This is a genomic window from Pseudomonas sp. MYb60, assembly GCF_002979555.1.
Classification (GTDB): domain Bacteria; phylum Pseudomonadota; class Gammaproteobacteria; order Pseudomonadales; family Pseudomonadaceae; genus Aquipseudomonas.
This window is the reverse complement of record NZ_PCOZ01000005.1, coordinates 357111-371320: the sequence shown is the minus strand read 5'-3', so window position 1 is coordinate 371320 and position 14210 is coordinate 357111. Positions and strand designations below refer to the sequence as shown.

The window sequence follows — 14210 nt, the reverse complement described above, 5'->3', positions numbered from 1 at the left end:
CGCGAGGTGCAGCGCCAGGAGGGCCATCGCATGCTTGTCCTGGATCGTCTGCCGCTTTTTTCAAGCCAGCGTTCAGGATCGATCATGTCGTGCTTTTCCAGGCCCTTGGCCTTGCTTTTGATGGCCGCCGCCTTGTCCGGCTGTGGCACCCAACCGGCGTCGCTGGTCAGCGAGCCGCTGCAACCGGGTCCCCAGCAACCGGTGGCGTATCTCGTCGGTTCCATCGGCCCGCAAAACCTGATGGCATCACCGGCGCCCAACCAGCGCCTGTTGTTTCGCAAGCGCGGATCCGCGTATGGCGCCGCCGGTGTGTGGATCGGCATCGGCCGGGAAACGCCCCAGGACGTGAAGGACCCGGGCGGCGCCGCCAGCGTGTTCGTGCTGCCGCTCAAGCCAGGGGATTACGAGTTTTACGACTTCCAGTTCTTCTCCGCCAACTATTCACCCTACATGGGCACGACCTACACGTCGGTGCAGGCACGTGAGAAATTCAACCTGCCGCTGCGTTTGCAGGCGGGCAAGGCTTATTACCTGGGTGAGTTTCGCTCGTTGTGCCTCGGCGCGCAGTGCGCCTTCCGTTGGCGCGACCAGATGGCCCGTGACGAAGCCATCGCTCGCCAGTCGGCCCCGGGCATGCCGCCGCTGGAACTGCTGCCGCTGGACTACCGCAGCGCCGCCCCTTACATCCTCACGCCGTCGCCTACCTCTGAAGAGACACGCCCATGAACCGCCTCATCGCCCTGAGCGCCCTGGCCATGCTCACCGGTTGTGCCGCCACCAATACCTTGCCTGAGCGCACCTTGACCGATGGTCAGGACTACCTCCAGCCGATCCACGTGATGGTCGATGACCCGCTCAGCGCCGCGCAGATCCGCAACCAGCTGCGGGAAACCGGGGTGTTTCGCAGTGTCGAGACCGGCATGGGCAAACCGGGGGATTATTCGGTATTGATCCGCTACAACAGCCAGCGCGACCTGCCGCCTTTCCCGGTGGTCCTGCTGAGCGCAGCCACGCTGTTCCTGTTGCCGCTGTCCCAGAGCATCGACACCACCACCGAGTTCGCCCTGCAACAGGACGGCAAACCGTTGAAGCGTTACAGCTACCGCAACGTCACCCACAAATACACCTGGCTGTTGGACGGCAGCGGCGGCATGCAGCAGGAGAACGTCGACCGCATCACCCGCGCCTTTGCCCAGGATGTGCAACGCGATGGCCTGCTGCCCAAGGAGCACGTGCAATGATCAGGATGACTTTATTGGCCGCCGTGCTGCTGCTCGGTGGTTGCAGCACCGCGCTCAAACCCCTGGACTACAAGGCCGAGCACGCCTACGTGCCGATGAGCGTCACCATGCCACCGCCGGCGTCGCGGTTCGATCAGCAAAAGCAGCGCGAAGTCATCCAGCGCCTGCGTGAAACCGGGGCCTTCAGTTTTCTTGACGGGGGCTTCAGCAAGACCGGCTACAGCCTGCTGGTGGACCAGCGCGGGGGCAAGGGCGCCGGCGTGTTCCCTGCCGTGCTTGGGGCACTGACGCTGTTGACGATACCCGTACCGTACACCTACGAGCGCCAACTGCACGGCTCGCTGTACAAGGACGGTGAACTGATCAAGTCCTACGCCTACAAGCGCGGTGGCTGGACAGCCACCACCTGGTACATCCCCATGACCGAACCGCGCAGCGAAAGCGAAATGCTCGGCGAACTGATGCGCGACCTCGACCGTGATCGCCTGATTCCCTACCAGTGAATCACGGTGCGCTGGACACCTGCTGCGTCGCATAGGACGCCGCCGGAAACAGCTGGTTGGTCATCTGGATGATCTTGCGTTGCGCATTGATGTACTTGTCCAGGCGCAGCCCACCCCAGGTCGAGTCATACAGTGTCTGGCCCACGCGGCGGCCGTTTTCAAACACCTGGATGTCGGCCCACGCCATATACAAGCCCAGGTCCCAGCTCCATCGGCCGACGTACAGGGTTGACAGGGCACAGGTCGACGGCGGCGTGCCGGGTGGCAACTCACGGGTCTTGAAGCCCTTGTTGCGCAACTGTGCGGTGTAGACGGTATTGAACCCGGCGCGCAGGCCCTCGGCGGGAATCATGCAGATTTCCGGCGGATGGTTGGCGTAGAACGACACCGGCGTAACGGTTTGCTTGATGCTGCAGCCGCAGAGGGCAATGCAGGCCAGGGTGAGCGCGGCGGTGGTTGGCAAGCGCATGAAGACCTCCGTGTCGTTGACGTGTGGCTTGAGGATAGCAGCCGTGGGCCAAGTTGACGGGGCGCCTGAAATCAGCGCCCAACCACCCTCTGCCCGCCACATGGAGATCAAAATGTGCCCGCGAAAGCGGTGGTTCAGCCAATGACCAGTGGGCGTACACACTGCCATCGCAAGCGCGCCGCCACGTGGGCATTGGATTTCCTAGGCCGCTGAAATCTTGCGCAGCAGGGGCAGCACCTCCGCCCCCACATGAATCGCCTCTTCCAGGTGGGGAAAACCCGACAGGATAAAGCTGTCCACCCCCAGTTGGTGATACTCCTCGATCCGCTCCGCCACCCGTGCATAGCTGCCCACCAGCGCGGTCCCCGCACCGCCGCGGACCAGGCCCACGCCGGCCCACAGGTTGGCCGACACCTCCAGCTCCCGCGCGCCCCGACCGCGCCCTTGCATCAGTTGGGTCTGGCGACTTTGGCCGACGGATTCATAGGCGGCCAGGTGCCGTTGGGCCTGGTCGATGGCGTCCTTGGGAATCTCTTGCAGCAGCCGTTCCACATGAGCCCAGGCGGCGTCATCGGTGGACGCGGCGAAGACGTGCAGGCGCAGGCCGAAGCGCAGGGTGCGGCCCTGGGCGGCGGCAAGGTCGCGCATGCGCTGGAGACGTTCGGCGATCATCGCCGGCGGTTCGCACCACATCAGGTAGGTCTGCCCATGGGCCGCGCCGACCCGTTCGGCCGCCTCGGAAGCGCCGCCAAAGTAGATCGGCGGCACCTGTGCCCCAGGCGCAATCGGTGTAAAGACGCCGCTGCGGTAATGACGCCCGGGGTGCAGCGGCGGCTGTCCGGACCACACGGCCTGGAACACCTGCAGGAATTCGGCGGTGCGTGCGTAGCGTTCGTCGTGTTCCAGGAAGTCTCCCAGCGAACGCTGTTCAAAGCGGCTGGAACCGGTCACCACGTGCAAGGCCAGGCGGTTTTCGCTGAGCAACTGCAAGGTGGCCGCACGGTGCGCCGTGTAGGCCGGTAACTCGGTGCCGGGGCGCAGGGTCAGCAGAAATCTCAGCCGGCGCACTTCCTGAGCCAGCACGGCGGTGATCAGCCAGGGGTCTTCGAAGCCGCTGGCAGTGGGCACCATGATGCCGTCGAAACCGGCCTGTTCGGTGGCCCTCACGATCTGGCGCAGGTAGTCCAGGGTCGGCGCGCGCTCGCCCTGCTGGAACAGCCCGACCTTGGGCAGCCCGCTGCTGGTGAGATGGCGGCCGTCCCCGTTGGTGGGCAAAAACCAATCGAGTTGGATCGGCGGGCGTGCCTCAGTGGTCATGGTGCAGGCGCTCCTTGCGCAAAAGGGGGACGACCTGCTCACCGAACCGCAGCACCTCGCTCACCGCCGGGCCGCCTTCCAGGATCAGGTGGCCCAGGCCAAGCCCGTGCAGCTCTTGCAGGCGCGTGGCGATCTGCTGCGCGGTACCCACCAGGATCAACGGCTGCCCCGGTGCCCGTTGCAGCAGATTGGGATGCACCTCCCACTGGCGCAGCGGATGGCGCGCGCGGGGCAGGGTAGCGAGGGGTTCGGCGGGCAGGTCCGCTGCCGGCAACAGGCTGGCGGCGGTTTCCCAGGCGAGGTCTTCGCTGTCTCCAAGAATCAGGCCGAATGTGCAGGCAAAGGTCAGCGAAGGGTCTATCTGCCGCCAGTGCTGGATCTGCTTGGCCAGCCCCAGCGGAGGGTTCGGTGCGAGCAGGCAGGTCTGGGCGTGGGCCGCCACCAGCGTGTGGCTCTGGCTGTCGTCCAGCACCAGGCGGGGGGCGGGCAGTTCGCGGCGTGCGACGCCGGCGTTTTCCAGCTGGAAGTACAGGCCCTGATAGTCCAGACCCCCCTCGCTGGGCGCCAGCAAGTGTTGAAGAATCTCCAGGTATTCGCCAATGCGCTCGCTGCGCTGGTCGCGGTTCAGCCATTCACCAAACGCGCTGCGCTCATTGTTGGGCAGGTGCAGTTGCACGCGGTGGCCGCTGATGGATTGCAGGCTCTGCAAGGTGGTGGCGAGTGCCGCGGGCAGCATCACCTCGGGCGGCACGCTCACGGAAAGTAGCACCCGCCGCGTGTGCGCGCACAACGCCGCCGCCACGCCCAGGCTGTCGGCGCACAGCGCGCCGCCCGGGATCCACAGGCCATCGAGACCGGCGTATTCCACCGCCTGGGCCAGCTGGATCCACTGCCCCGGTTGCGCCGCCCAGTCGGGGGTACACAGGGGCATCAACCAGCTGAATTGAAGGGGCGTGCAGTGACTCATTGTGGTGTCCAGCCCAGCGCCGGGGCGATGTTCAGCGCGAGGATCTCCAGGCGCTTGAGAATCTGCGCCTGGGTCGAGCTTTCGGCCTGGACCACGGCAATCAGGTAATCAGCATAAGGCAGCAGGGAAGGGTCCTGCTGCAAACTTTCGATCACTTCATCGGGATGGCCGTGGTGCACGTTCATCAGGCGCAGGTGTTCCTGCACATCCACGGCCTGATCGATCAGGCCTTCACGTTGCAGGCGCGGGATGTGTCGTTCGATATCCACCGCCAGCTCGGCCTGGGCGCTGGCCCGGTCGGCGGCGGGGAATACCGCGCGCACGACGCCGATGCGCGGTTTGCGTTGCGGGTGAGACCAGGCTTGCAGGTAGGCATCGGCCAAGGGTTTTTGCACCGTCAACGGGTCGTGGGTGGCAGTGCCCAGCAGCAGGCCATTGCCTTGTTGGGCGGTGTACACGGCGCCGTCGATGCTGCCATGGGAATGCCACAGGCGTTCGTTCAAACCGGGAGCAGGCGGCTGCAAGGTCAGTTCACCGGCCAGCGGCTGGCCTTGCACCAGGTGCTGCACGCGCTGCTGGCGCTCGGCGAAATCCACCTGGCGTTGGCCGGGGTCGCGGTCAAATGCGCTGAAGTTATCCAGGTTGGCACCGCCGCTGCCCAGGCCCAGTTGCACCCGGCCACCGCTCAGGGCGTCGAGCACACTGGCGTCTTCGGCCAGGCGGATCGGGTCTTCGAACGGCAGCACGATCACCCCGGTGCCCAGCGCTATCCGTTGCGTGCGCTCGGCCACCGCCGCCAGCAACACCAGGGGCGACGGCAGCCGACCAAAGCCGTTGCTCAGGTGGTGCTGGGCGATCCAGCCACCGTCGAAGCCCAGTTGCTCGGCCACTTCGAATTGCTCGATCAGGTCGCGGTACACCTGCTGCGGGTCGTCGCCAAAGGCATGGCTCAAAAAGCCCAGTTTGAAACTCATGTCGAGGTTCCTGCGGGTTGCCAGCCTAGGGCCGGGGCGATGTGTTCGCGGATGATTTCCAGGGCGCGGATGGCTTCGCGCAGCGGCGTGCGAGTGGTCTGCACTTGCAGGATCAACTGGTCGTGGACGGTCAGGGCCGGGCCCTGCTGCAGCTGCTCGACAATCTGCTCCACCGGGCCATGCAACACGCCAAGGCGCTGGAGCGTGGTGTCGAAGTCTTCATCCGGCGCGCTCTTGAGCACACCGATACGTTGCTGGCGTTGCACATAGGCCTGGATATCAAGGCGGGTGTCGGCATCTGGCGACGGCAGCAGGGCTTGCACCCGTGCGATGCGGGCCGGGGTGCCGTTCTCGCCGGTCCACGCGTTGCGGTAGCGGTCGACCAGCGCCACGCCGGCTTCGGGCGACAGGTGAGGGTTGGGCGCCATGATCAGGCCGTGGCCGCGTTCGGCCACCAACTCCACCCGCGAAGTGGCTTCCCACAGTCGATGGCTCAGGCCAGTGGCCCGGGGCAGCAAGCGCGAGCCGCTGTCCGTCAGCGGCGCATTGCCCAGGGCATTGAGCAACTGATGCAGATGCAATTCGTAGTCGCGATGCCGCTCGGCATGTTCACGCCCAAACGCCACGAACGTCTCGGGATCGAACCCCGCGCCCAACCCCAGCTCCAGCCGGCCATTGCTGATCGCATCCAGCACGGCGGCGTCTTCGGCCAGGCGCAGCGGTGCTTCCTGGGGCAATACGATGATCCCGGTGCCGAGGTTGATACGTCGCGTGCGCTGGGCAACTGCCGCCAGCAACACCAGCGGCGACGGCAGCCGGCCGTGTTCACTGGCGAAGTGGTGTTGGGCCACCCAGCCGCTGTCGAAGCCCAGTTCCTCGGCAACCTTGAACAGTTCCAGCGTGTCGCGGTAGACCTTGGGGTCGAACACCGGGCTATAGACCCGGCTCAAGAACCCCAGGGAAAAACCTGCACTCATGGTTTCACCTCCAGTTGCTTGCGCAGGGCCGGCCCTGCACTGACGGATTCCGGCAGGCCACTGAAGGGGCTGATGGTCAGGTAGCCCTGGTTCAGCCACACCGCTTCATCATTGGCTTGCGCGGCGGTGGCGGCGGGGCTGTACTGGAAGCCGATGCCGGGTTTGCCCGGCAGGTTGAATTGCTTGAGGTCGTCGGTGTACAGCGCCTCGAAGCCCACGTAGCTGCCGACCCGGGTGAGTTTGACGCCCTTGATCTGCGCATCCTTGGGCAGGTTGATATTCAAGCCCAGGCCCTTGGGCAGCAACGCGCCGTCGGGCTGGCGATGCTGGTCGAGGGCCTGCACCAGCTTGGTCACAAGTTGGGCGGCGCGTTGCGGGTCTTTGTCCTTCAGGTCGGTGCTCACCGCCAGCGCCGGAATGCCTGCCTGGATCGCCACGCTGGCGGCGTTGAAGGTGCCGGACGCCATGTTGATCGCCCCCAGGTTGTTGCCGGGGTTGGGGCCGACGATAACCAGGTCTGGGTGCGGCAGCACTTTGTTCAGCCCCATCAGCAGGGCCATCACCGGGGTGCCGCTGATCTGGATCTGCACCTCTTTGCCCGCGCACTCGCTGCTCTGACACACGCCCTCGTCGGTGGTGCTGATGAAATAACTGTCGGGGTAGGCCGGGTCGCTGTCGTGGCCCACGCTGACCTCACGACCGAAGAAAAACGAGCCGCCGCGCGCACTCTGGTCGCTTTGCGGTGCGGCGATCTTCACGGTGTGCCCTTGGGCCTTCAGCGCGGTATAGAGCGCGCGAATGTTGGGGTGCTGATAGCCGTCGTCGTTGCTCAGCAAGATGTTCAGCGCAAAAGCCTTGGGGGCAATTGCGGCGGCGAGCGCGAGCATCCATGCACTGCGTTTCATGCACGGGCTCCGGTGCTGAAGCGGTTGGCCGGGCGTGGCAGGCCAAGGTTTTCCCGCAGGGTGGTGCCTTCGTATTCATGGCGGAACAACCCGCGCGCCTGCAACAAAGGAATCACCTGGTCGACGAACACATCGATGGCGCCGGGAAAGTACGGAAAGAACACATTGAAGCCGTCGCAGCCACGTGCCTGGAACCAGGCTTCAAAGTGATCGGCAACGTCCTCGGCGGTGCCAATCACCGGGTTGCCGCCGGCCAGGCGCAGGTACAGCTGGCGGATGCTCAGGTTTTCCGTGCGGGCCAGTTCGAGCACCTTGTCGCGACGGCTGCCACGCTGGCCCACCGGGGTTTCCAGCAGCGGGCCGTCGAGGTCGTGGCCGGACAGGTCGATGTCGTCACCCAGGGTGTCGGCCAGCAGGCGCAGGCCCAGTACCGGGTCGATCAGTGCCTGGAATTCATCGAACAGCGCCTGGGCCTGTTCGCGGGTGTCGGCGATAAAAGGCGTGACGCCGGGCAGGATTTTCACGTGGTCCGGGTCGCGGCCCAAGGCGGCAGCGCGTTGCTTGATGTCCTGGTAGAACGCCTGGGCGCCTTCGAGGCTGTGGGAGTGGGCAAAAATCAGTTCGGCCACGCGGGCGGCGAGTTGCTTGCCGGGCTCCGACGCGCCGGCCTGCACCAGCACCGGGTGGCCCTGGGGCGGACGCGCGACGTTGAGCGGGCCGCGCACCGAGAAGTGTTCGCCGCGGTGGTGTTGGGTGTGCAGTTTGGCCGGGTCGAAGTATTCGCCGCTGGCCTTGTCGCGGGTGAAGGCGTCATCGTCCCAGCTGTCCCACAGGTCCTTGACCACGTCGTGGAATTCTTCGGCGCGCTGGTAGCGGTCGCCGTGGTCCACGTGATTTTCGCGACCGAAGTTCCAGGCTTCGTCGGAGACCACCGACGTCACCAGGTTCCAGGCGGCACGGCCCTTGGACAGGTGGTCGAGCGACGCGAACTTGCGCGCGATGTGGTACGGCTCGTTGTAGGTGGTGGTGGCAGTGGCGATCAGGCCGATGTTGTGCGTGACCGCAGCCAGTGCCGACATCAGCGTCAGCGGCTCGAAGTGCTCGGCGCGGGCCGTGCGGCTCAGCGCATCGTGATGATGGCCCCACAGCGCGACCACGTCGGCGATGAACAGCGCGTCGAACTTGCCGCGTTCGGCGCTCTGGGCGATGTGCTTGAAGTGCTCGAAATCCAGGCTGGCATCGGCCTGGGCCAGCGGGTGGCGCCAGGCGGCGACGTGGTGGCCGCTGTTGGCCAGGAAGGCGCCCAGCTTGAGTTGGTCGGTGCGGCGGGTCATGGACAGGCTCCCGAAAAGGTGCCACACGGAGCCGGCGCACCGGCTCCGCAGGCGGGTTAGAAGTTGTAGGTCACGCCGGTGTACCAGTAGCCGCCGGTGGTGCCGTAGGGCGAGAAATTGCCGTAGGGGAAGCCGCCGGAGCTGCTGGCCAGGTGGGTGCGTTCCGGGTATTTGTTGAACAGGTTGTTGGCGCCGGCATTGAGGGTGATGGCCGGGGTCAGGTGGTAGTCGATGTTCAGGTCGGTGATCCACGCCGGCGAGAAGGTGCGGTCGAACGTTTCGGCGGTGCCGTACTGGGTGTACTCGCCGTAGCGGGTCAGGTTCAGGCCGACTTCCAGTTTGTCGTAGGTCCAGGTGGTGCCCAGCAACAGCTTGGACTGCGGCAGGCCGTACTTGAGGTTGCCCTGGCGCTGGCGGTCATAGCCGCCGGTTGGGCCGAGGGCTTGCTGGGCCACGCTGGAGGCGTGGATCTCGTCGATCTGCGTGGTGTTCCAGTTGAAGCCCAGGGTGTAGCGCAGGTTGCCGTAGGCACCGATGCTCTGGCGATAGTCGCCCACCAGGTCAACGCCACGGGTGGTGGTGTCGAGGGCGTTGGTGAAGTAGGTGACGGCCTGGTTCGGGTTGAGCCCGGCGGCGGCGAGGATTGCACTGATCTGCGGGGTGCCGCCGAGGTAGCCGGTCTGGGCGATGCGGTCCTTGATCTTGATCTGGTAGGCATCGAGGGTGATGCTGGTGGCGTCGGTGGGTTGCAGGGTCAGCCCGAGGCCGAAGTTGGTGGATTTTTCCGGCTTCAAGGTGCTGGCGCCGAGGGCCTTGGCCACATCGGAATCCACCGCCACGTTGCGGTAGTCGAACAGCTGGCCGTTGACGCTGGTCTGCGAGGTGGAGCTGTAGATCTGCTGCGCCAGGGACGGCGCACGGAAGCCGGTGCTGAAGGTGCCGCGCACGGCGAGGATTGGCGTCAGCTGGTAGCGGGTGGAAATCTTGCCGTTGGTGGTGGTGCCCGAACCGTCGTTGTAGTGCTCGTAGCGACCGGCCAGGTCGACGTGCCATTTGTCGGTGAAATCCTGGCCGATCTCGCCGTAGCCGGCCAGGCTGGTGCGGCCTTTTTCGGCGGCATCTTCCGGCGTGGTGCCGGCGCCGGAGATGGTGCCCGGTGCAATCAGCGCGCCGCCATAAGGGCCGCGTGCGTAGGACGCGTAGTCGCCCTTGCCGATCTTGTAGTTCTCGTAGCGCTGCTCCACACCCCAGGAAATCTGCGTGGGTTTGTACAGGCCGAGGTCGAAGGCGCGGGTCAGGTCGAGGTTGTTGGTCCACTGGCTGAAGGTCTTCACGCCGGTGTCCACCGAGGTCGGCGAGTCGGGGCCGTAGCTCAGGTTGTAGGTGTGGCGCAGGGTGGCTTCGGCGTGGTCCTGGCCGTAGGTGCTGGACAGGTCGTAGTCCCAGCCTGCCACTTCGCCCTTGCCGCCGAAGGCGACCTGGAAGTCATTTTCGATGAAGCGCAGGGTGTCCTCGACGCCTTCCGGGAACGGCGTGGCAATACCGCCGAAGCTTGCCGGCTGGTGGAACGCCAGGGGTTTCTCCGAGTTGCGGCGTGTGTAGGTGGAGAACGAGTACAGGGTGAGGGCGTCGTCCACCGGCAGCTCGGCGTTGTAGCCCAGGCTGAAGTTGCGCGCCTCGGGCAGGCCGGTGCCGTAGTAGGTGTGCTGCAGGCTGGTGTTGCCGGCAGAGTCGGTGTAGGGCGCCTTGTCGGAACGGTCGGAGATCTTCTGTTTTTTCACGTCCAGGGCGAGGTTGATGAAGCCGTCGTTGGGCAGGGCCAGGCCGATATTGCCGGTCTGACGGGTGGTCTCGCCGTCGCCATTTTCATAGTTCTGGCCGTAGCTGGTGGACAGGCTGCCGCCATGGTCGGTCTGCTTGAGCACCACGTTGACCACGCCGCCGATCGCATCCGAGCCGTACTGCGCCGACGCGCCGTCACGCAGCACTTCGACGTGATCCACCAGGGCGGTGGGGATCATGTCCAGGTCGACCGGTTGCGAGCCGGAGTTGAGGTAGGTGCCGTTGTTGAGCAGCGCGCTGTTGTGGCGGCGCTTGCCGTTGACCAGCACCAGCACCTGGTCGCCGTTGAGGCCGCGCAGGCTGATGGGGCGTACCACCGAGGTGGAGCCAAAGCCCGATGACGCCGGCTGGTTGAGGGACGGCAGCACCTTGCTCAACGCACGGGTCAAGTCGCCCTGGCCAGTGGCGAGCAACTGCTTGGACGAAATCACATCCACCGGTGCCGGGCTCTCGGCCAGGGTGCGCGCCTGGCCACGGTTGCCGATCACTACCACCGTGTCCAGCGGGTTGTCGCTGGCCGGGGCGTCGGCGGCGAGGGTCAGGCTGTTGTAGCTGGCGGCTTCGCACAGGGCGACAAACAGCAACGTGTGAGCGAAGGCTTTATGGGGCCTGCGGCGAGATGCATTCATGATGGGCAACACTCCAATGGGTAAGGTGGCTTGTTGAGTTCAAGCTCTGGTGAGGGTGGGAGAGCAAGGGCTGTGCCATGTGGGAAATGCCTTTGAAAACAGAAGGTTGCTTGGTTCTTTCAGGTCACCTTGGTGTTTTTCTAACAAGGCGTCGGGCAGGCTGTTGATTTTTGTGCAGCGCAGAGGCCGCGGTAGCCGCGGGCTTGCTCGCGAAGGGCGTCAACGATGACGACGACTGCCTGAGTGAATGCAGTGCCTTGAGGTTTTTCGCGAGCCAGCTCACGCCCACACAAGTGCCTTGGCATAGGCCTTGCTGACCCCACGCCATACCTCAACCCAAGGAAGCTTTTTCTGTATGCCCAGACCTGGCCCGCGCAACGCCCTCACCGATATCCCAGGCCTCACGGTCGGCCACGCCACGGACCTGCACGTCGACACCGGCGTCACGGTGATCCGCCCCGATGGTTTCTGGACCGCCAGCATCGACATCCGTGGCGGCGGCCCCGGTGGGCGCGAGACCGCCGCGCTGGAACCGGAAAACATGGTCGGCCAGCTCCACGCCCTGGTCTTTGGCGGCGGCTCGGTATTTGGCCTCGGCGCGGCGGATGCGGTGGCGGCCCAGTTGTCCCAGGATCAGGTGGGCCTGCGCCTCAAGCCGGGTGCGCCGGCCATCCCCATCGTCCCGGCGGCGGTGCTGCACGACCTGGCCAACGGCGGCGACAAGGGCTGGGGCCTGGAACCACCGTATCGGCGCCTGGGCTTTGAGGCGCTGGCCAATGCCGGCGAGGATTTCGAACTGGGCTCGGTAGGCGCCGGGCGTGGCGCCATGGCCGGTGTGCTCAAGGGCGGGCTGGGCACGGCCTCGCTGGACCTGGGCGATGGGCTGATCGTGGCGGCGCTGGTGGTCGCCAACCCGATTGGCTCGGTGTACATGCCCGACGGCAAGACCTTCTGGGCCTGGCCCTGGGAAGTGGCGGGGGAGTTCGGCGGCCAGCGCCCGGACACCGAGATGGATTGCAGCGACCCCATGCCTGAGCTGTCGCGCCTGGATTCCATGGGCCGCCTGCAAGCCGGCGCCAACACCACACTGGTCGTGGTCGCCAGCACCGCACGGCTGACCGTGGCAGAGTGTAAACGTGTGGCGATCATGGCCCAGGATGGGATTGCTCGGGCGGTAAGGCCGGCACATTTGCCGTTTGATGGGGACACGGTGTTTGCGTTGGCGTCGGCGGCAGTAGCGTTGACGGACGGGCCGCGCAGGCAGGTGGAGATTGGCAGGCTTGGCGCGGCGGCGGCTGATTGTGTGGCGCGGGCGATTGCGCGGGGGGTATTTGCTGCACGGGGTTAAAAATGTGTGAGGGGCGGTGCGACGATTTGACTTGCTTCCGATAGCGGAGTGTCAGTCACTTTATCTGTCACTGTCCCACCGCTATCGGGGGCAAGCCCCCTCTCACATTTGGATCTGGATTCTTCAGGTAAAGCGCGATAAGCGGGCTTGGGCTTTTGCTGCCTGCTCCGGCAACCCCAGCGCCTCATACACCCGTGCCAGACTGCGATTGGTCGGTACATCCCAGCCGTCATAACGCCGCCTCAACTCCAGCGTCTGTTGGGCACCGAACCAATCGCCGGCCTGCAACCGGGCATCCAGTTCCAGTTGGGCAAACAGGTCGCGCTGGGCATGGCTGCCGCCGATGTCGTTCAAGCGCGGCAAGGCAATTGCCAACTGCTCCAGCGCCTGCTGCCAATCCCCTCGGGCATGGGCCAACACGCCTTTGGCCAACGGCAACGTCACTTCACCCCACACCGGTCGGGCCTGCGCACTGTGCTGCTGCAAGGCCCTCAGCAGCCCGTCTGCTTCGGGCTTGCCGGCGCGCGCCAGGCCATACAGGTACTGCACGCTGAGAAACGGCTGCACGGTATCGCCGACCCGCCGTTGCAGGTACGGCGCCAGTGCCTGCCAACGCTCGCCCACGTCGATGCCGGCCAGTTCCAGCCGCGCCAGCAACGACACGGCACCTACCTGGTCCTGTGAGTATTCCGGGAGGACGCCCCACACGTGCTGGTCGTAGACCTCCAGCACCCGGTGATCTTCACCCCGCGCCAGGTAGAACAACGCCAGGTGCCACCAGTTGTGGGTGTACATGAACGAGTTCAGGCCCTGCCAGTGATGGCTGTTGTTTTCCAGGAACGCCGTGCCTTCCTCGATGCGCCCCTCAGTCAGCAGCACATGCGCCAGTGCGTGCTGGGCCCAGGGCTCGGAGGATTGCAGGCGCAGGGCTTCGCGGGCGCTGGCTTCGGCGTCTTCGAGCAGGTGGCATTGTTCGTAGGCGAAGGCCAGCAGGCCGTGGCTGTGGGCGATGTCGGGGGCGCCAGCGGTGGCCTTGAGGCCGATGCGCAACAGTGCCGGCCAGTTGCCGCGATTGAATTCCAGGTACTGGTTGAGCTTGGCGGCGAACAGGTCGCGGGGGTACTGGTCGAGTAGCTGTTCGCTCAGGTGCAGGACGCGGTCCAGGTCGTCGTTGATCCAGGCGTGAAGCGCGCTCACGTACTGCAGGGCGCGGGGGTGGTCGCTGTTGACGGCCGCGGCGCGCTGGCGGTATTGCTCGGCCAGCACCGGGCCTTCGGGAGACTCGATGAACATCAGCAGCAAGCCGGCGAAGGCGTTGGCCAGTGCCGAGCCGGGGTCTGCATCGGCGGCGGCGAGGATGCTTTCGGCGCGGGGCTGGTAGCCGAGGAAGCCGCCGATGAAATCGTCCAGGCCTTGACGGGTGGACGGGTCGAGGGTGTCGATGGGGTTGCCCAGGTAATCCAGTGACATGGTGAAGAGGCTCGTGGGATCAGGTAGGGATGACAGGGCAAACCCTGTGCCACTTGAGCACCAGCGAACCAATGCAGGAGGTGCCTTGCCCCACCTCCCCCATTGGAATGGCTGTGCTGCTGCTTTTTGCACACTCGCGCGGATCACTGTGGATTTTTCATCACCTCGACCCTCGCCGATTGCAGCACGCTCTGGCCCAACCCCCCCATGGCACAGCCCTTGCAAAATCCCTCC

At 65.3% G+C, this 14210-nt stretch carries 13 protein-coding genes; 4 read left to right on the top strand and 9 right to left on the bottom strand.

What is annotated here, in order from left to right; translation table 11 throughout:
* The first annotated feature begins 84 nt into the window (after positions 1–84).
* The 3 genes from CQ041_RS11510 to CQ041_RS11500 are packed head-to-tail and all read left to right on the top strand — an operon-like array spanning position 85 to position 1744.
* The gene (locus CQ041_RS11510) at positions 85–726 is read left to right on the top strand and encodes a hypothetical protein (protein WP_105522621.1); all 642 of its coding nucleotides are present in this window, start codon (positions 85–87) and stop codon (positions 724–726) included.
* Positions 723–1241, top strand: a complete 519-nt coding sequence (locus CQ041_RS11505; protein ID WP_105522622.1) for a hypothetical protein — start codon at positions 723–725, stop codon at positions 1239–1241. Before CQ041_RS11510 ends, CQ041_RS11505 begins: the two co-directional genes overlap by 4 nt.
* Positions 1238–1744, top strand: a complete 507-nt coding sequence (locus tag CQ041_RS11500; protein WP_105522623.1) for a hypothetical protein — start codon at positions 1238–1240, stop codon at positions 1742–1744. The genes CQ041_RS11505 and CQ041_RS11500 overlap by 4 nt, the downstream gene beginning before the upstream one ends.
* A 1-nt stretch (position 1745) precedes the next feature.
* Here CQ041_RS11500 and CQ041_RS11495 read toward each other — a convergent pair whose 3' ends face one another.
* The 8 genes from CQ041_RS11495 to CQ041_RS11460 all read right to left on the bottom strand — a co-directional run bounded on the left by CQ041_RS11495 (position 1746) and on the right by CQ041_RS11460 (position 11158).
* Positions 1746–2213, bottom strand: a complete 468-nt coding sequence (locus CQ041_RS11495; RefSeq protein ID WP_105522624.1) for an Sbal_3080 family lipoprotein — start codon at positions 2211–2213, stop codon at positions 1746–1748.
* Between the two features lie 201 nt (positions 2214–2414).
* Positions 2415–3530 carry an LLM class flavin-dependent oxidoreductase gene (locus tag CQ041_RS11490; RefSeq protein ID WP_105522625.1) on the bottom strand — a complete coding sequence of 372 codons (1116 nt, stop codon included), beginning with the start codon at positions 3528–3530 and terminating at the stop codon, positions 2415–2417.
* Positions 3520–4497 carry an LLM class flavin-dependent oxidoreductase gene (locus tag CQ041_RS11485; RefSeq protein WP_105522626.1) on the bottom strand — a complete coding sequence of 326 codons (978 nt, stop codon included), beginning with the start codon at positions 4495–4497 and terminating at the stop codon, positions 3520–3522. Before CQ041_RS11485 ends, CQ041_RS11490 begins: the two co-directional genes overlap by 11 nt.
* Positions 4494–5471: an LLM class flavin-dependent oxidoreductase gene (locus CQ041_RS11480; RefSeq protein ID WP_105522627.1), complete on the bottom strand. Its 978-nt coding sequence runs from the start codon at positions 5469–5471 to the stop codon at positions 4494–4496. Before CQ041_RS11480 ends, CQ041_RS11485 begins: the two co-directional genes overlap by 4 nt.
* Complete coding sequence (locus tag CQ041_RS11475; protein WP_105522628.1) at positions 5468–6448, bottom strand: LLM class flavin-dependent oxidoreductase; 981 nt, start codon at positions 6446–6448, stop codon at positions 5468–5470. Before CQ041_RS11475 ends, CQ041_RS11480 begins: the two co-directional genes overlap by 4 nt.
* On the bottom strand, positions 6445–7353 hold the full coding sequence (locus tag CQ041_RS11470; protein WP_105522629.1) for a 5'/3'-nucleotidase SurE: 909 nt from the start codon (positions 7351–7353) through the stop codon (positions 6445–6447). Before CQ041_RS11470 ends, CQ041_RS11475 begins: the two co-directional genes overlap by 4 nt.
* The gene (locus CQ041_RS11465; RefSeq protein WP_105522630.1) at positions 7350–8687 is read right to left on the bottom strand and encodes an LLM class flavin-dependent oxidoreductase; all 1338 of its coding nucleotides are present in this window, start codon (positions 8685–8687) and stop codon (positions 7350–7352) included. Before CQ041_RS11465 ends, CQ041_RS11470 begins: the two co-directional genes overlap by 4 nt.
* A 56-nt stretch (positions 8688–8743) precedes the next feature.
* Positions 8744–11158 (bottom strand): TonB-dependent siderophore receptor, encoded by a 2415-nt coding sequence (locus tag CQ041_RS11460; protein ID WP_105522631.1) that lies wholly within the window; start codon positions 11156–11158, stop codon positions 8744–8746.
* A 355-nt stretch (positions 11159–11513) separates the two neighbouring features.
* On the opposite strand from CQ041_RS11460, the gene CQ041_RS11455 reads away from it, so the two are divergent.
* A complete protein-coding gene (locus tag CQ041_RS11455) occupies positions 11514–12506 on the top strand; it encodes a P1 family peptidase (RefSeq protein ID WP_105522632.1) in 993 nt (330 codons plus the stop codon).
* A gap of 123 nt (positions 12507–12629) precedes the next feature.
* Here CQ041_RS11455 and CQ041_RS11450 read toward each other — a convergent pair whose 3' ends face one another.
* Positions 12630–13976 (bottom strand): tetratricopeptide repeat protein, encoded by a 1347-nt coding sequence (locus tag CQ041_RS11450; RefSeq protein ID WP_105522633.1) that lies wholly within the window; start codon positions 13974–13976, stop codon positions 12630–12632.
* Between the last annotated feature and the right edge of the window lie 234 nt (positions 13977–14210).